The sequence below is a fragment of the Pandoraea sp. E26 genome (genome assembly GCF_000681415.1).
GTDB lineage: Bacteria > Pseudomonadota > Gammaproteobacteria > Burkholderiales > Burkholderiaceae > Pandoraea > Pandoraea pnomenusa.
Genome location: NZ_AYXJ01000027.1, coordinates 143,623 through 161,209, shown reverse-complemented (window position 1 = coordinate 161,209; position 17,587 = coordinate 143,623). Strand labels below are relative to the sequence as shown.

16 protein-coding genes and 1 pseudogene are annotated in these 17,587 nt (G+C 64.8%); 4 read left to right on the top strand and 13 right to left on the bottom strand.

What is annotated here, in order from left to right; translation table 11 throughout:
- Positions 1–140 (bottom strand): annotated as a pseudogene (locus tag W930_RS29695) (electron transfer flavoprotein subunit beta/FixA family protein); the annotation flags it as partial.
- A 447-nt stretch (positions 141–587) separates the two neighbouring features.
- Between W930_RS29695 and W930_RS27870 the strand changes: the two are divergent.
- Positions 588–1,520: an alpha/beta hydrolase gene (locus W930_RS27870; protein ID WP_235195553.1), complete on the top strand. Its 933-nt coding sequence runs from the start codon at positions 588–590 to the stop codon at positions 1,518–1,520.
- A 123-nt stretch (positions 1,521–1,643) separates the two neighbouring features.
- The gene (locus W930_RS0117195; RefSeq protein WP_023597138.1) at positions 1,644–2,417 is read left to right on the top strand and encodes a ferredoxin--NADP reductase; all 774 of its coding nucleotides are present in this window, start codon (positions 1,644–1,646) and stop codon (positions 2,415–2,417) included.
- 18 nt (positions 2,418–2,435) lie between these two features.
- Here W930_RS0117195 and W930_RS0117190 read toward each other — a convergent pair whose 3' ends face one another.
- Both W930_RS0117190 and W930_RS0117185 read right to left on the bottom strand, forming a co-directional pair.
- Positions 2,436–3,272: an enoyl-CoA hydratase gene (locus tag W930_RS0117190; protein ID WP_023873459.1), complete on the bottom strand. Its 837-nt coding sequence runs from the start codon at positions 3,270–3,272 to the stop codon at positions 2,436–2,438.
- A gap of 54 nt (positions 3,273–3,326) precedes the next feature.
- Positions 3,327–4,250 carry a histone deacetylase family protein gene (locus tag W930_RS0117185; RefSeq protein WP_023597140.1) on the bottom strand — a complete coding sequence of 308 codons (924 nt, stop codon included), beginning with the start codon at positions 4,248–4,250 and terminating at the stop codon, positions 3,327–3,329.
- A gap of 444 nt (positions 4,251–4,694) precedes the next feature.
- Here W930_RS0117185 and mltB point away from each other — a divergent pair, with 444 nt between their 5' ends.
- Complete coding sequence (gene mltB / locus W930_RS0117180; RefSeq protein ID WP_224785305.1) at positions 4,695–5,936, top strand: lytic murein transglycosylase B; 1,242 nt, start codon at positions 4,695–4,697, stop codon at positions 5,934–5,936.
- 89 nt (positions 5,937–6,025) lie between these two features.
- Here mltB and cysM read toward each other — a convergent pair whose 3' ends face one another.
- The 10 genes from cysM to cmk form a co-directional block, all read right to left on the bottom strand.
- Positions 6,026–6,928 (bottom strand): cysteine synthase CysM, encoded by a 903-nt coding sequence (gene cysM, locus W930_RS0117175; RefSeq protein WP_023597142.1) that lies wholly within the window; start codon positions 6,926–6,928, stop codon positions 6,026–6,028.
- A gap of 117 nt (positions 6,929–7,045) precedes the next feature.
- On the bottom strand, positions 7,046–7,927 hold the full coding sequence (locus tag W930_RS27865) for a helix-hairpin-helix domain-containing protein (protein ID WP_023873458.1): 882 nt from the start codon (positions 7,925–7,927) through the stop codon (positions 7,046–7,048).
- Between the two features lie 199 nt (positions 7,928–8,126).
- Entirely contained in the window at positions 8,127–9,131 is a 1,005-nt protein-coding gene (gene rfaD / locus W930_RS0117165) for an ADP-glyceromanno-heptose 6-epimerase (RefSeq protein WP_023597144.1), read from the bottom strand.
- Positions 9,128–10,117: a D-glycero-beta-D-manno-heptose-7-phosphate kinase gene (rfaE1, locus tag W930_RS27860; RefSeq protein ID WP_023873457.1), complete on the bottom strand. Its 990-nt coding sequence runs from the start codon at positions 10,115–10,117 to the stop codon at positions 9,128–9,130. The genes rfaD and rfaE1 overlap by 4 nt, the downstream gene beginning before the upstream one ends.
- Before the next feature lie 17 nt (positions 10,118–10,134).
- Entirely contained in the window at positions 10,135–11,508 is a 1,374-nt protein-coding gene (locus W930_RS0117155) for a UDP-glucose/GDP-mannose dehydrogenase family protein (protein WP_023597146.1), read from the bottom strand.
- A gap of 21 nt (positions 11,509–11,529) precedes the next feature.
- Positions 11,530–12,705 carry a lipopolysaccharide assembly protein LapB gene (lapB, locus tag W930_RS0117150; RefSeq protein WP_023873456.1) on the bottom strand — a complete coding sequence of 392 codons (1,176 nt, stop codon included), beginning with the start codon at positions 12,703–12,705 and terminating at the stop codon, positions 11,530–11,532.
- A 48-nt stretch (positions 12,706–12,753) separates the two neighbouring features.
- Positions 12,754–13,047, bottom strand: coding sequence for a lipopolysaccharide assembly LapA domain-containing protein (locus tag W930_RS0117145; protein WP_023597148.1), 294 nt, complete (start codon positions 13,045–13,047; stop codon positions 12,754–12,756).
- Between the two features lie 262 nt (positions 13,048–13,309).
- Positions 13,310–13,603 (bottom strand): integration host factor subunit beta, encoded by a 294-nt coding sequence (locus W930_RS0117135; RefSeq protein ID WP_017232087.1) that lies wholly within the window; start codon positions 13,601–13,603, stop codon positions 13,310–13,312.
- Between the two features lie 12 nt (positions 13,604–13,615).
- A complete protein-coding gene (gene rpsA / locus W930_RS0117130) occupies positions 13,616–15,319 on the bottom strand; it encodes a 30S ribosomal protein S1 (RefSeq protein ID WP_023597149.1) in 1,704 nt (567 codons plus the stop codon).
- A 112-nt stretch (positions 15,320–15,431) separates the two neighbouring features.
- Positions 15,432–16,127 carry a (d)CMP kinase gene (cmk, locus tag W930_RS0117125; protein ID WP_023597150.1) on the bottom strand — a complete coding sequence of 232 codons (696 nt, stop codon included), beginning with the start codon at positions 16,125–16,127 and terminating at the stop codon, positions 15,432–15,434.
- A gap of 111 nt (positions 16,128–16,238) precedes the next feature.
- Here cmk and W930_RS27855 point away from each other — a divergent pair, with 111 nt between their 5' ends.
- Positions 16,239–17,564 (top strand): Nramp family divalent metal transporter, encoded by a 1,326-nt coding sequence (locus tag W930_RS27855; protein ID WP_048806551.1) that lies wholly within the window; start codon positions 16,239–16,241, stop codon positions 17,562–17,564.
- The last annotated feature ends 23 nt before the right edge of the window (positions 17,565–17,587 follow it).

The following is a 17,587-nucleotide window of genomic DNA, read 5'->3' as shown; positions in this document are numbered from 1 at the left end:
ACCGCCTCTTCCACCGCGATCTCGTCGAACGGATTCATCGACATCTTCACGTTCGCAATGTCGACGCCACTGCCGTCGCTCTTCACGCGAACCTTTACGTTGTAATCCACTACCCGTTTGACCGGTACCAGGATCTTCATGTGAACTCGCTCCAAGTTTACGTTTACGTCAATCCGCTGCCATTATAACCACACGATGAACGACGCATTTATTGCGAATTTGCGGCATTTTGTGGCACGAGTCATGACGGCGCATTCCGATGTCTTCCCGACTTGCCGAGCCTGACGGGTCTTCGCGATAGTGGCGTCCGCCCTCGGCGGACAAGCGCTCCCCGACGTCGCCCCGGCCCCGAACGATCGTGCTATTTTTATGCAAATCGTGACGCACAGCCAGTGCCGGCGTGGTGCATTTCCTCTAGAGAAAACACCCCGCCGCGCGCACGTCTATGATCGAATGGCGCACCCGATCATCGCCACGCCGGCGTCGGGCCGCCGCGGTCGTAGTCGACGTCACGACGTCACGACGTCACGACGTCACGGCGTCCCGGCGACGGCGGCCACGCCAGCGCGTCAGGAGGAGACATGACCATGCCGAATTCGACGGTTTCGTATCAGGAATCGCGTCTGCAGGCCAGCGACGGCCTTATGCTGCACATGCACACGTGGCGGCCCGCCGACACCCACGCGCCGCTGCGCGCCGTCGTCGCCATCGTGCACGGCATGGGCGAACATGGCGCCCGCTATGCGTCGCTGGCCGGACACTTCGCGTCGTTGGGCATCGCCACGGTCGCGTACGATCTGCGCGGACACGGCCGCTCCGGCGGCAGCCGCCTCTTCGTCAAGCAATTCGACGAATATCTCGACGACACCGAGATCTTTCTCACCCAGGTGCGCACGACCTTCGGCCCGACCCCGCTCTTTCTGCTCGGCCACAGCATGGGGGGCGCGATCGCGGCGTTGTACGCGATTACGCGCGCGCCGGCGAACGTACGCGGACTGATGCTGAGCAGCCCGGCGCTCGGCCCCGGCGAGCCGGTGGCGCCATGGATGATGGCCGCAGGCCGATGGGTGTCGCGCTGGCTGCCGAAAGTGCCCGTCTTCAAGGTCGATCCGGCGCTCATCTCGCGCGACAAGCGCGTCGTCGAGGCCGCCAGGCAGGACCCGCTCAACGCCTATCGCGGCACCCCGGCGCGCACCGCCGCCGAACTGCTCGACGCAATGGCGCGCATCCATGCCAACGCCGATGCCCTGCAATTGCCGCTCTACGTGTTTCACGGCACCGCCGACCGGCTCACCGCCCCCTGGGCGAGCGAGCAATTTCACGGCAATGCCGGCTCGAAAGACAAGACGCTGCGCCTCTATCCCGGGGGCTTTCACGAAACGCTCAACGACCTCGACAGGCAAACGGTCATCGACGAGTTGACGCAGTGGCTGCTACGTCATCTGCCCGATGCACCATCGATGGCAGCCGCGCCGTCAGTGCCCCGGCAGGCCGCGTTGGGCGCCCACGGCAACGGCTGAACGCGACGGGGCGGGACGCGACGCCCGCCGCCTCCGGAACCCAGCATGCGAGGAGGGTCTCGCCGCGTCGTATCGCGCAGCGCGTTACACTGAAGCGGTGTGGAATCGCGAGGAGCCCCCGGCATGCAATCGCAGACGAAGTACTCGCCGCAAACGGTCACCGGCATGCATTTCTGGACGCCGACGATCTTCAGCATCAAGACGACGCGCCCCGCCGGCCTGACCTTCACGCCGGGCCAGTTCGTGCGACTGGGACTGCCTGGCGACGACGGACAGCTGATCTGGCGAGCGTTCTCCTTCGTGAATTCGCCCGCGGAAGATACATTGGAGTTCTATGCAATTACGGTGCCGGGCGGGCAACTCTCGCCGCGCCTGTCGCAACTCGAGGTCGGCGATGAGCTCTTCGTCGATCACACCGCCTATGGCTTTCTGACGCTGGATCGTTTCACGGGGGGCGACGATCTCTGGCTGCTCGCCACGGGCACCGGCCTCGCACCGTTCGTATCGATCCTGCGAGACCCCACCGTGTGGCAGCGTTTCGAGCGCATCTTCCTCGTGCACAGCGTGCGATGGGAGCGAGACCTCGCCTACTACGAGGAACTGAAGCATTTCTCGCATCCCGACGTCGATCCGTCGCTCGTGAGCAAGCTGCATTTCGCCGTCAGCGTCACGCGCGAGCAAACGCCCGGTGCGCTGTCGGGGCGCATCACGTCATTGCTGGACTCGGGGGAACTGGAAAAGGCGATGGGGGCGACGCTCGACCCGGCCACGTCGCGCATCATGGTGTGCGGCAACCCGGACATGATCAAGGAATTGCGCGCCTGGTTCACGCAACGCGGCTACGCCGTGAGCCGTACCGCCACGCCCGGGCCGCTTGTGCTCGAAAAGCAGTGGTGACGCGCGGGCGCCAATGTCTCAGGCCGTCGGCGGCTTTGCCCAGTCGGGCGGGCGTTTCTCGATGAATGCCTGCACGCCTTCGAGCGCGCACGCGTCCATCATGTTGCAAGCCATCGTTTGCCCGGCCATCTGATACGCGGCTTCGATACCGGTTTCGACTTGCCGGTAGAACAGCCCCTTGCCCGCCGCCACCGCAGCCGCGGGCTTGGCAAGAATCGAGCGGCACAGCGCCGCGACTTCCGCATCGAGCCGCTCCATGGCCACCACGCGATTGACCAGCCCCCGCTCGCGCGCCGTTTGCGCGTCGATGAAGTCGCCGGTGAGCAGCATCTCCATGGCCTGCTTGCGAGAGAGGTTGCGCGAAAGCGCCACGCCCGGCGTCGCGCAGAACAGGCCGACATTGATGCCGGAAACGGCGAACCGCGCCACCGAGGTGGCAACCGCCAGATCGCACATCGCCACCAGTTGACAGCCCGCGGCGGTCGCGATGCCGTGCACACGTGCGATGACCGGTTGCGGCATGCGCTGCATCGTCAGCATCACGCGGGTGCACTGATTGAACAGTTTGCGGTAGTAGTCGAGCGACGGCTCGGCGCGCATCTCCTTGAGATCGTGTCCCGCGCAGAACGCGGCGCCCGCGGCGCCCAGCACCACCACGCGCGCGCTCGCGTCGCTCGCCACCACGTCGAGGGCGCGCCCGAGCGCATCGAGCATCGCTTCGGACAACGCATTGAACTGACGCGGTCGATTGAGCGTGAGCGTCACCACGCCGGCCAGGTCACCCTCGCCGCGCGTCACAAGCACGAGAGGCTCGGGCGTCGCCGAGAGGTCCGCCGAAAGGTCGGTTGCCGTCATGGTTGTCTCCTGTGCCGTGTGTGCGCGGCCGCGAAGGGTTGCCGCCGCGAGCTCTCAGACGTCGGCGAGCACCTTCAGATGCGCAACGACGCTGCGCCCGAGCGCCGAGAGGTTGTAGCCGCCTTCGAGGCAACTCACGATGCGACCCTTCGCATGACGGTCGGCAACGGCCTTCACCCGCTCCGTGATCCAGGTGAAGTCGGCTTCGGTCAAACCCAGCCCGCCGAGATCGTCTTCGCGGTGCGCGTCGAATCCCGCCGAAATGAAGACCATTTCCGGGCGGAACGCGTCAAGTTGCCCCAGCCAGCCAAGGTCGATCGCTTCGCGCGCCTGCATGCCGGAAGAGCGCGCGGCAAGCGGGATGTTAAGCATATTCGGCGCCGGATCAAGCGCGCCGGAGAACGGATAGAACGGATGCTGGAAGATGCCGCACATCAGCACACGCTCGTCGTTGGCGAACGTCGCTTCCGTGCCGTTGCCGTGGTGCACGTCGAAATCGATGATCGCCACGCGCGAAAGCCCGTGCACTTCGAGCGCGTGCGCGGCGGCGATGGCCACGTTGTTGAACAGGCAGAACCCCATGGCCCGCGTCGGCGTGGCATGGTGCCCCGGCGGACGCACGCTGCAGAACGCATTGTCGAGTTCGCCGCGAATGACGGCATCGGTTGCCGCGACAGCCGCGCCCGCCGCACGTGTGGCTGCGCGCCACGAGTACGGATTGAGCAGCGTGTCGGGGTCGATCGGGAAATAGCCCGACTCGGGAATGTTGTCGCGAATGAAGTCGATGTGGTCCTGCGTGTGCACGAGCCGCAGGCTGGCCTCGTCGGCCGCCGGCGCTTCTCGGCGTTCGAGCAGGCCGTCGATGCGCCCGGCAATCAACTGGTCCTCGATGGCGCGCAGTCGTTCGGGGCATTCGGGATGCCACTCGCCCATTTCGTGACGGACGCAATCGGGATGCGTATAAAACCCGGTAGCCATGCCTTGTGTCGCCTATCGCTTCGAATCGTTATCGTGGGACGGGCGGGGAATGCCCGCCGCGCCGTGGTGTCGCAAGTCCGGTAGCGGCCGGACGCAGCCCCCTGGCAAACGCGGCACGCAAGCATGAAACATCACTCGCACACGCTTGCCGATGGCCGGCATTCCCCATGAGCACTGTCACCGACAGCGCACAGGCCTTAAGGTATCACAGGTGCACTCGGTTATACTGCCAAGCAGTCTCCCAGCAGACCCGTGTCAGCCGGCAACGGCCGTTCTCCCGAAATTCGGGACGGCAGTAACTGGCATGAATGGTCGATGCCCTTGTCAAAACCGCGCGTCACGCGACATCGATGCGCACCGATCCCGGCATCGACGCGACTAACGCGGCGACCATCGTTCCCCGGCGGCGCCGCATTCGGACTTCATACAGGCCTGACAGACAGCATGACATCACCGGTACGGATGTACGATTCACTCTCGCCGGCGCGCTCGCGCCTCGCACCTCGACCGGAAATGGCCGGCAACCCCTGCCGCGCGACCGACGCCCCTGGCTCGCCCCGGCACTCAACACGCGCTGCGTTCTCGCGTACTGCACGCACCTTCGGCGTCGTCCTGTCGCTGTGCCTCGGCACGTTCGCGCTCACGACGACCGCCGCGCATGCGCAGACACGCGGCAAGCAGGTTGCGCAGACCGAGTTCGAGGAGGAAGTCGTGCCGCAGCGCTACGCGGCCAATCCCGAAGTCGACGCGTTCATCAACGACATCGTGGCGCGTGACGGCTTCGATCGCGCCGAGTTGCAGCGCGTGTTCTCACGCGTGGTCTTCTCGCAAACGGCCGCTCGCCTGGCCGCGCCGCCCGCCACGCCCGGCCAGAAAAACTGGACCCGCTACGAGAAGAATTTCCTCGACAACACGCGCATCAATGGCGGCGTGCGCTTCTGGAATCAGAATGCGGCCGCGCTGTCGCGAGCAGCCCAGCAATTCGGCGTGCCCGAGGAAATCATCGTCGCCATCATCGGCGTCGAGACGATCTACGGGCGCCACATGGGCAACTTCCGCACCATCGACGCGCTCACCACGCTCGCGTTCGACTACCCGCCCGCGCGCAACCGATCCGAGCGCATGGCGCTGTTCCGCACCGAGCTGGAGAACCTGCTGCTGTACGCCCGCGAGCGCGGTGTCGACCCCTTCAGCATCTACGGCTCATATGCGGGCGCCATCGGCATTCCGCAGTTCATGCCCTCGTCGATTCGCAACTACGCCGTCGACTTCTCGGGCGACGGCAAGATCAATCTGACGACCGACGTGGCGGACGCCATCGGCAGCGTTGCGAACTTCCTCAAGCAACATGGCTGGCAGGCCGGTCAACCTGTCGTCTGGAATATCGCCAATGATCGGGGCAGCCAGGGGTTGGCCGAGGCCGGCGCGGACGGACAACCGGAGCCGCACTGGAAACTCGGCGACTTCATCAAGGCAGGCATGCTGATGAATGAGCCACGGCTCGACGTGGGGGCGAAGCTCGACACGCCGGTGCTCATCGTCGACCTGCCGACGCCGGGCCAGCCGACGCAATATCGTATGGGCCTGAACAATTTCTACGTGCTCACGCGTTACAACCGGAGCTTCTTCTACGCGATGTCGGTGTACGACCTCGCCGACGCGATCAAGGCGGCACGCGCCCCCTGAGAACGGCGTTGGCCGGAAAACAAAACGGGACCCTCGGGTCCCGTTTTTCGTGACGCGGCGCAGGCACCGCACCGGCATCGTCCCCCACATCACGCGGGGAACACCCCCGTCGACAGATAGCGGTCGCCGCGATCGCAGACCACGAACACGATGGTCGCGTTCTCGACCTCGTGCGCCAGATTCAAAGCGATCTGGCAGGCGCCGGCGGCCGAAATGCCGCAGAAGATCCCCTCTTCCGCCGCGAGGCGCCGCGCCATGATTTCGGCTTCCGCCTGCGTGACGGACACGGTGCGATCCACGCGAGCGCGATCGAAAATCTTCGGCAGATAGGCTTCCGGCCACTTGCGGATGCCGGGAATGCGGGAGCCTTCCGCCGGCTCCGCGCCGATGATCTGCACGGCGTCGCTCTGCTCCTTCAGGTATTGCGACACGCCCATGATGGTGCCCGTCGTGCCCATCGCGGAGACGAAGTGCGTGATGCGGCCTTCGGTGTCGCGCCAGATTTCCGGGCCCGTCGTCTCGTAATGCGCCAGCGGATTGTCGGGATTGGCGAACTGGTCGAGGATGATGCCGCGCCCGTCGCGCTGCATCTGCTCGGCGAGGTCACGCGCATATTCCATGCCCCCCTTGACCGGCGTGAGGATGATCTGGGCGCCATAAGCCCCCATGCTCTGACGGCGCTCGATGGACAGATCCTCCGGCATGATGAGGATCATCTTGTAGCCGCGAATCGCCGCGGCCATGGCCAGCGCAATGCCTGTATTGCCCGAGGTCGCTTCGATGAGCGTGTCGCCCGGCTTGATGCGTCCGCGCAATTCGGCGTGCTTGATCATCGACAGCGCCGGGCGGTCCTTCACCGAACCCGCCGGGTTATTGCCCTCGAGCTTTCCGAGAATCACGTTGTTGCGGCGGCGGATTTCGTCGTCGGGCAAACGCACCAATTGCACCAGCGGCGTATTGCCGATGGTGTCTTCGATAGTCTTGTAGGCCATTGCGCTAAGCTTTTTCGGTCGGGAATCGAAGCATTCTAATCCACCGGCCATGACCGCGCTCGTAGCGAGGTGACGGCCGGGCGCCGCAAGTGCGACCGCCCGGCGCCCCGACGGGCCTCAGACCTTCGGCGCACTCGCGGCCGACGGCGCTTTCTCCTTCTTCGATTTCGACGATTTCGACGACTTCGCCGGCGCCGCACCGGTCGCCGTCGGCGCGGATCCCGCCGATGCCGCGGCCTTGTCCGTCTTGTCCGTCTTGTCCGTCTTGGACTTCTTCGACTTCGGGCCACCGGCCGGTGCCGCAGGCGATGCGGGTGCGGCTGCAGGCGCGGACGCGGCACCTGGCGCGACACCCCCGGCCTTGTCGGCCCTGGACTTCTTCGATTTGCCACCCTTCGCATCGGCGGCGGCAGGTCCCGACGCGGCGCCCGGCAAGGCGGTAGCGCCCGGGGACGCCGGCTTGGCCGTCGAACCGGCGGCGGGCACCGGCGTGGGCGTATGCTGGGTGGCGCTCGGCGGCATTGCGGGCGTGGCGGGCGTGGCGGCAGGCGTGGCCGGCTTGCCCGGCGCTGCCGGGGTCTGCTGCATGGCTGGCGGCGCCGGACGGCCCGTCGTGGCAGGGACCTGAGCGGCAGGCGCCGTCGCCGCAGGGGGCTTCGTCGCGGGGACCGGCGCGGCAGGTGCCGTCGTCGCAGGGGTCTTCGCCGCAGGGGCCGGTACGGCAGGCGCCGCGCCCTGACCATTGATCGTCATGCCTTCGCTCTGGAGCGTGGCGACGGACTTGGTGCCGAGGCCCTTCACGCGCCTGGCGACGTCGGCGGCATCCTTATACGGCCCGTGGGCATTGCGTTCGTCGATGATGGCTTTGGACTTGACCGGTCCGATGCCCTTGAGCGATTCGAGCTGCGCCTGATCGGCGGTATTGATGTCGACAGCGGCCATGGCCAGGCCGCAGAGGGTGAAAAAGGTAACCACCGCCAGCAAGAGTTTGCGAAGCATGATGTATTCCCTGTAAGGTCACTCGGGACAATATCCCCACCTCGGGACACCCCCGATACTCCCTTAACGCCCGAGACTGCGCACGGATGACATATCCCGGCGCGCCAAACGAAACGGGGAGCCATGCGGCTCCCCGTCGAGACTTCGGTCCCGCCATCGCCAGGGATGGCATCGGGCCCGTGCCTGTTGGCCCGTTTGCCTATTGGGCCAACAGCCAGCGCACGTAGCGCGAGACGCCCTCACCGACCGTATAGAACGGCTGCTGATACCCACCCGCCTGGCGCAGATGCTCGACGCTCGCCTGGGTGAAGCACTGATACTTGCCACGCAGCGCGTCGGGGAACGGGATGTACTCGACGAGCCCCTGTCGCACCATCTCGTCAAGCGAGAGCGGCGCCTCGCCGGCCTCTTCGCGCAACGTGTTGATCACGGCGACCGCAATGTCATTGAACGGCTGCGCGCGGCCCGTGCCGAGGTTGAAGATGCCGCTTCGCTCGGGATGATCGAAGAAGTGCAGATTCACCTTGACCACGTCCTCGACGGACACGAAGTCGCGACTTTGCGTGCCCGCCGCATAGCCGTTGTACTCGCCAAAGAGCTTCACGCGGCCGTTGGCGCGGAACTCGTTGAAGTTGTGGAACGCCACCGAGGCCATGCGCCCCTTGTGCGCTTCGCGCGGGCCGTACACGTTGAAGTAGCGAAACCCCGCCACCTGGCTCGGCAGCTTGCCGCCCGCCTCGCGCATGGCGCGACGCACGATCTGGTCGAAGAGGAATTTCGAGTACCCGTAGACGTTGAGGGGCTTCTCGTACTCGCGCGATTCCACGAACGTTTCCGAGGCGCCGTACGTCGCCGCGGAAGACGCGTAGAGGAACGGCACCGTCTGCGTCTGGCACGCCTCGAACAACGCGCGCGTGTAGCGGAAGTTGTTCTCCATCATGTAGCGGCCGTCGGTCTCCATCGTGTCGGAGCAGGCGCCTTCATGGAAAATCGCGCGCACGCGACCGAACTCGCGGCGCTGGAAACGCGCGACGAAATCGGTCTTGTCGAGGTAGTCGCTGATTTCGCAATCGACCAGATTGCGGAATTTGTCGGCGCGTGTGAGGTTGTCGACCGCCACGATGTCGGTCTCGCCGCGCTCGTTGAGGGCTTTGACGAGGTTCGCGCCGATGAAACCGGCGGCGCCGGTGACGATGATGGTCATGTCAGATCGGAAAAGAGTTCGGTGTAATCCACGGTCGCGGTGCCCAGCTTGCCCACGACGATACTGCCCGCGCGATTGGCGAGCACCACCGCCTGCGCAAGCGGCAGACCGGCGGCGAGCGAGGCGGCGAGCGTGGCAATCACGGTGTCGCCCGCGCCCGACACATCATACACTTCGCGTGCCTGGGCCGGGACGTGCAGCGCACCGTTCTGGGTGAAGAGCGTCATGCCCTCTTCCGAACGCGTGAGCAACAACGCTTCGAGCCCCAGCGATTCGCGCAGATTCTGCGCGCGAACCGTCAAATCGTCTTCCGAATGCCATTCGCCCACGACCTGCTGCAATTCGGAGCGGTTCGGCGTGAGGATGGTGGCACCCCGATAACGCTCGTAATCGCTGCCCTTCGGATCGACGAGCACGGGCTTGCCCGCCTTGCGCGCCGCTTCGATCATCGGCTGGACATGCGTCAGGCCGCCCTTCGCATAATCGGAGAGCAACACGACGTCATAGTTCGCCAGCAACTGGCGATACTGATCGAGCACGGCGAGCAGCACTTCGCGCGCCGGCTGATTCTCGAAGTCGATGCGCAGCAATTGCTGTTGACGCGACACGATGCGCAGCTTGATCGTGGTCGACAGATCCGCATCGCGCGTGACGAACGCCGTCACGCCGCTCGCGTCGAGCAGATCGACCACCCGCTCGCCGGGCTCGTCCTCGCCGAGCACGCACAGCAGCCCGGCCTGCGCCCCCAGCGACGTGGCGTTGAGCGCCACGTTCGCCGCGCCGCCCAGACGTTCCTCGTTGCGCTTGACGTGCACCACGGGCACCGGCGCCTCCGGCGAAATGCGATTGACGTCGCCGAACCAATAGCGATCGAGCATCACGTCGCCGACGATCAGCACGCGCGCGCGGTGGAACGCCTCACGCGACACCGTGGGCACGCCGGGCGCCTGCACCGTGCGAGAAAGCGAAGTTGCCGTCAAAGTCATTCGTCGATCCTCGCGATTCAGACGGTGTCGTGCTGGCCGCGGCCGATGCCGTGGTACTCGATGCCCAGCTCCTGCATGGTCTGCGGCTCGTACAGGTTGCGACCGTCGAAGATCAGCGCAAGCGACAGTGCCGACTTCATCTTGGCGAAGTCCGGGCTGCGGAAGGCCTTCCACTCCGTGACGATCACGAGCGCGTCCGCGCCCGTCAGCGTGTCGTCTTCCGTCGCGCAGAATTCGATGCGGGCGTGTCCGGCCGGATCATCGGCAAAGTCGAGCGCGATCACGCGACGCGCCTCTTCCAGGGCCACCGGATCGTAGGCGCGCACGCGGGCGCCCCGACGCACCAGCTCCGCGATCACACGACGGCTCGGCGCCTCGCGCATGTCGTCGGTGTTCGGCTTGAACGCCAGCCCCCAAAGGGCGAACGTCTTGTCCGACAGATCGTTGCCAAGGCGCGCGACGATCTTGTCGATAAGGACCGCCTTCTGGGTTTCGTTGACCGCCTCGACGGCATTCAGGATGCGCAGCGGCAGACCGTAGTCCTCGGCTGTCCGCACGAGTGCCTGTACGTCCTTCGGGAAGCATGAACCGCCATAGCCGCAGCCGGCATACAGGAAGTGATAACCGATACGCGGGTCAGAGCCGATGCCCTGACGCACGTCCTCGATATCCACGCCCACGCGATCGGCCAGATTCGCGAGCTCGTTCATGAACGAGATCCGCGTCGCCAGCATGGCATTGGCCGCGTACTTGGTGAACTCGGCCGAGCGCACGTCCATGTACAGCGTGCGTTCGTGGTTCCGGTTGAACGGCGAGTACAACCGCTTCATCATCGCGCGCGCCTGCTGGCCCTGCGCGTCGTCGTCCACGCCGATCACGATGCGGTCCGGGCGCATGAAATCCTCGACGGCCGCCCCTTCCTTCAGGAACTCGGGATTCGAGACGACCGAGAACGACACGTCCTCGCCGCGCTTGGCAAGTTCGTCGGCGACTGCCGCGCGCACCTTGTCCGCGGTGCCGACCGGCACGGTCGACTTGTCGACGATCACCTTGAAGTTCGTGGCGTAGCGTCCGATGTTGCGCGCCGCCGCAACGACGTATTGCAGGTCGGCCGAGCCGTCCTCGTCCGGCGGCGTACCCACCGCGATGAACTGCACGTCGCCGTGCGCGACCGACGCCTCGACATCCGTCGAGAATTGCAGACGGCCGGCCTTGCGATTGCGGGCGATGATTTCCTGCAGCCCTGGCTCGTGAATCGGCACGCCGCCGTTGTTCAGGATTTCGATCTTGCGCGGATCGACGTCGAGACAGAACACGTCGTTGCCGACGTCTGCCAGACAGGCGCCCGTAACGAGGCCGACGTAACCGGAGCCGATGATGGTGACTTTCATGATTGCGCGAACTTGAGAAAATTAGGAGGCCGCCGGCACGTCGGCACGTCGCGGCGTATACGTCTCCCAGCCGTTACAGCCGGGGCACTGCCAATAGAACAATCGCGCGCGGAAGCCGCACTGGTCGCAGACGTAGCGCGGCAGCGACTTGGTGCGCTGCGTGATGAGCTTGCCCATGAGCTGCAGATCCGACTGCGTGTCGCCATGGGCGGTTGCGGCATGCGCCTCGAGCAGGCGAGCCATGCCCGGCGCGCTCGGCGCCCGGTGCATCTGCTCGCGCATCAGCGCGAGCGCGGCTTCCGGTCCCTCGAGCGCCACCGTCTTCTCGTACACGATCTCGAGCAGATCGTCCGACGGATTCCTGTTGAGCGCGTCGCGCAGTACCGCCAGTCCTTCCGGCGCACGCCCCAGGGCTTCGTAAGCGCGCATCAGGCGCTTGGCCGCCAGCCCCAGATACACCGGGTTCTGCTGCTCGATGGTGCTCAGCACACGCAACGCGCCTTCGGCGTCGCCGGCGGAGAGCAGCATGTCGCCGCGCAGCAGCGGCGCGCGCACATTCGCGGGATTCACGGCGAGGGCGGCGTCGAGCTCGCGCACGACGGCATCCACCTCCTTGCGCTGCAGCGCTTCCTGCGCCAGCTCGCAATGGAACTGCGCGATCTCCTTGCGATACGACACCGCGGGGTCGAGCTCACTGAGGGTTTCGGCCTCGCTCAGCGCCTTGTGCCACTCCTTCTCGATCTGGTAGATGGTGAGCTTGGCGTGCTGTGCCGCCTTCGCAAACGGCCCCGTGTGCAGGCGACCGAAGGCGTCTTCGGCGCGGTCGAGCAAACCGGCCTTGAGGAAGTCGTGACCGAGCTCGTAGAGCGCGTGCTCCTGATCGGCTTGCGGCAGATCGTCGCGAGAGAGCAAATTCTGATGCACGCGAATGGCGCGCTCCGTCTCGCCCCGACGGCGAAACAGGCTGCCCAGCGCGAAGTGCAGTTCCGTCGTCTCGGGATCGAGCTTGGCCACCTCGATGAATGCGTCGATGGCCTTGTCCGGCTGCTCGTTGAGCAGGAAGTTGAGCCCGCGGAAATAGGACGCGGGCAAATTGCGGCTCTCCGAGAGCAGGCTGCGCAGATCCAGGCGCGCGGCTACCCAGCCGCAGCCGAAGATCACGGGGATGGCCAATAGCCACCAGACCTCGAATTCCATGAATGCGTGTTGTCGTTGAAACAGTCGGTGAGGGGGAGTGTCGTCGCCTTAGACCGGGGGCAGCATCGGCGGCTGATCGCTCGCCTCGGGGTCACGTTGCGCACGGGCCAGGTCGCGCCGGGTGCGGCGCAGTTCCAGACGCTGCCGCATCAGGCTCGGCAAGGTGGCGAGCACGCCGATCACGCCGCCCACCACGAAGAACGCCAGGCCGATCATGATGAGCGGTGCCGTCCACGTGTGGCCCAGGAACAGGTTCAACGTGACTTCGCCCGTGTTGGCGAGCGCGAGACACAGCAACACCACGAACACGATGAGACGAATGATCCAAACAATCAGCTTCATGCCGAAAGGCTCCTGCGGCAGGATTGCCGTATGTTTTGCAACTTGAGCGGCTCGCGCACGCCGGATCGGGACCCGCCGTCGCGCCGTGCCGGCACGTGGGCGTATTGTACCGGATGTGCCCCGCGAGGCGTCGTTACTGCATGCCGCTTCGCATTTGCGTCGATTGTGCGCGCGCGGCATCGGCACTCGCGCGCGCCACGAACGCCAGACGCAAAAAAAGCGCCCGAAGGCGCTTTTCTTGCGTAGTAGATCCCAAAGGGCCTTATTGGTCCGACGCCTTGTGATCAACCCGCTCTCGCAACTCCTTGCCGGGCTTGAAGTGCGGCACGAACTTCTCCGGCACCATCACCTTCTCGCCCGACTTCGGGTTGCGGCCGACGCGCGGTGGCCGACGGTTGAGCCCGAAGCTGCCGAATCCGCGGATTTCGATTCGATGACCGCGCGCGAGCGCATCGGCCATCGCGTCGAGAATCGTCTTCACCGCGAAATCGGCGTCCTTGAGCACCAACTGGGGAAACCGCGCCGCCAACTGGTTGACCAATTCAGACTTGGTCATAGGCCTTGGACCTTACTGATTCTGGCTGTCCAGCTTGGCCTTGAGCAGGGCACCCAGGTTCGTGGTGCCGCTCGCTGCCGAGCTATCCGACGACAGCTTGCTCATTGCCTCTTGCTGTTCAGCCGAATCCTTGGCCTTGATCGACAGGTTGATGTTGCGCGACTTGCGATCGATGTTGACGATCATTGCATTGACGGCATCACCTTCCTTGAGCACGTTGCGGGCATCTTCCACACGGTCGTGCGAGATTTCCGAAGCGCGCAGGTAACCTTCGACGTCATCGCCCAGCGACACGACGGCACCCTTCGGATCGACAGCCTTGACGGTACCGTCGACGATCGAGCCCTTGTCGTGGATCGCCACGAAGGTGTTGAACGGATCGCCTTCGAGCTGCTTGATACCCAGCGAGATGCGTTCCTTCTCGACGTCGATGCCCAGAACCACGGCTTCGACTTCGTCGCCCTTCTTGTACTTGCGAACGGCTTCTTCGCCGGCTTCGCTCCACGACAGGTCCGACAGGTGGACCAGGCCGTCGATGCCGCCCGGCAGACCGATGAACACGCCGAAGTCGGTGATCGACTTGATGGCGCCCTTGATCTTGTCGCCCTTCTTGAAGTTGCGCGAGAAGTCATCCCACGGGTTCGGCTTGCATTGCTTCATGCCGAGGCTGATACGACGACGGTCTTCGTCGATCTCGAGCACCATGACTTCGACTTCGTCGCCCAGCTGGACAACCTTGGTCGGCGCAACGTTCTTGTTGGTCCAATCCATTTCCGACACGTGGACCAGGCCTTCGATGCCCGATTCCACTTCGACGAATGCGCCGTAGTCGGTGATGTTGGTGACCTTGCCGAACAGGCGGGTACCTTGCGGGTAACGGCGAGCGATGCCTTCCCACGGATCTTCGCCGAGTTGCTTGACGCCCAGCGAGACGCGGCCCTTCTCCTGATCGAACTTGAGGATCTTGGCGGTGACTTCCTGGCCAACCGACAGGACTTCGCTCGGGTGACGCACACGACGCCATGCGATGTCGGTGATGTGCAGCAGGCCGTCGATGCCGCCGAGGTCAACGAACGCACCGTAGTCGGTGATGTTCTTGACCACGCCCTTGACGATCGCGCCTTCCTTGAGCGTCTCGAGCAGCTTGGCGCGCTCTTCGCCCTGGGTGGCTTCGATCACGGCGCGGCGCGAGAGCACAACGTTGTTGCGCTTGCGGTCGAGCTTGATGACCTTGAATTCGAGGGTCTTGCCTTCGTACGGGGTCGTATCCTTGACCGGACGCGTGTCCACCAGCGAACCCGGCAGGAATGCGCGGATGCCGTTGACCATCACGGTCAGGCCGCCCTTGACCTTGCCGGTGATCGTACCGGTCACGAGGTCGCCCGATTCGAGGGCCTTTTCCAGTTGCAGCCACGAGGCCAGACGCTTGGCCTTGTCGCGCGACAGCACGGTGTCGCCGTAGCCGTTTTCCAGGGCGTCGATCGCCACGGAAACGAAATCGCCGGCCTGAACTTCGACCTCGCCCTGATCATTCAGGAATTCTTCGATGGGGATGTACGCTTCGGACTTGAGGCCGGCGTTGACGACCACGAAGTTGTGGTCAACCCGAACGACTTCTGCGCTGATGACTTCACCAGCACGCATGTCTTGACGGGAGAGCGACTCTTCGAAAAGCGCCGCGAAAGATTCGTTGGTCGAGGTTTGCAGGTCGGACATAAAAGTGGATTACGCCGCTGACGTCCGTCTCCCGAGGGGGTTGACGCTAACGTACAACGGTTGGGTTAAAGGTTAAACAAAGCCGGGCCGGATGACTGCATGAAACATCCGGTCAAGCGCCTTGCGGGTACTGCACCTGCGCGAACCATTCGAGCACCTGAGCCACCGCCTGATCGACGTTGAGCTCCGACGTGTCGAGCACCCGCGCACCCTCTGCCGGTCGCAACGGCGCCTCTGCACGGGTACGATCCCGCGCGTCACGCGCCTCAAGATCCAGCATGAGACTGTCTATGTTAGCAGAAAATCCTTTTTCTATCAATTGCTTATACCGCCTCTCGGCACGAGCCTGCGGGGTGGCCGTCAAAAACACCTTCAACTCGGCCTCCGGGAAGATCACCGTCCCCATGTCGCGGCCGTCCGCCACCAGCCCCGGCGCGGTCTTGAATCCCCGCTGGAGCGCCGTGAGCGCCTGGCGAACCGCCTTGTGCACGGCAATGCCCGACGCCCGGTTGCCGATCGCCTCGGCACGGATGGCATCGGTCACATCTTCGCCCGCCAGCCAGATTCGCTCGTCCTTGAACCGCACGTCGAGCGTCTCGGCCAGCACTGTCAGCGCCCCTACGTCGTCCGTGTCGATGCCGTGACGCGCGCTCGCCAGCGCGGTGAGCCGATACAGGGCGCCGCTGTCGAGGTAGTGAAAGCCCAGCGCATCCGCCACACGGTGTGCCACCGTGCCCTTGCCGGATGCCGTCGGGCCATCCACCGTAATGACCGGAATCGAATCGTCCACCACCGTCAAATCAGGCATCCCTTCGTCTCTGTCTATCCAACACATTGAAAAATAAAACCACACACTCAAATGATAATGATTATCATTTAAATAAAGGCGCTACGGGCGCCGCTCGGATCGGTGACCGCCATGCAAAGCCGCGATTATCCCTTACTCAATCCCGAATGGGGGCCGCCGCCCGACCCTCGGAACCGCACGCCGCGTCGCCCGCAGCGATGGATGGGATTCGCCGGGGCGGGCACGCTCATCGCCGTAGGCTATATGGATCCGGGCAATTGGGCCACGGCCATTGCCGGGGGTGCCCGATACGGGTACACGCTGCTGAGCGTCGTACTGCTCTCGAGCGTGATGGCATTGTTGCTTCAGTGGCTCGCGGCGCGCGTCGGATTGGTCACCGGGCGCGATCTCGCGCAACTCTCACGTAGCCAGTATAGCCGCCGGACTTCGCTGGCGTTATGGGGGCTGTGCGAGACGGCGATCATCGCATGCGATCTCGCCGAGATCGTTGGCAGCGCGGTCGCCCTGCAACTGCTGTTCGGCGTGTCTCTGCCGATCGGCGTCGTGGTGGCGGGCGCCCTGGCCTTCGCCATGCTCGGCCTGCAAGGTTTCGGACAACACCGCCTCGAAGGCGCCGTCGCTGCGCTGATTCTGCTCACTGCGGGATGCTTCGTCGCCCAGTTGTCGCTGGCCCACCCTGACTGGCGTGCCGCCGCACACGGCCTGCGACCGCGCGCCGAGATCGTCGCGCAGGCGGGGATGCTTTGGCTGGCCACGGGCATCCTCGGCGCCACGGTCATGCCTCACAACCTCTATCTGCACTCGGCCTTGCTGCGCATGCGAGGTGAGGCCTTGCCCGAGCGGACTCGTCCGGCCCTCGCGCGTGCATTGCGCACCACACACTGGGACACCACGCTCTCGCTTGGCTTCGCGTTCCTCGTCAACGCCGCCCTGCTGATTCTGGCTGCCGCTGCCTTCCATGCCAGCGGCAACACGTCGGTGGAGTCGTTGGGCGACGCCCACAAACTCCTCGCGCCCCTGCTAGGCAACCAGTGGGCGGGTGCCATGTTCGCCGTTGCGTTGCTCGCATGCGGCCTGAACTCGACGGTGACGGCAACGCTGGCCGGGCAGGTCACGATGGAGGGTTTTCTGAATCTGCGAATGAAGCCGTGGCAACGCGCGCTCATCACCCGCGCGCTCGCCCTGGTGCCGGCGCTGCTCATCGTCGGGCATGGCGGCGAGGCGAGAACCACGGCTTTGCTGGTCTTCAGCCAGGTGGTGCTGAGCCTACAGCTGCCGTTCGCGGTGATACCACTCGTGCGGTTTGCGGGGGACGCGACGTTGATGGGGGAATGGCGCGTTCGCGGTGCGCTGTCGATCGCCGCGTGGGGCATCGCAAGTGCGATCGTCGTACTCAACGGCCTGTTGCTTTGGCAGACGCTGACGGGTCAGGGCTAATATGGCCCCGCTCGCCCGCGCGG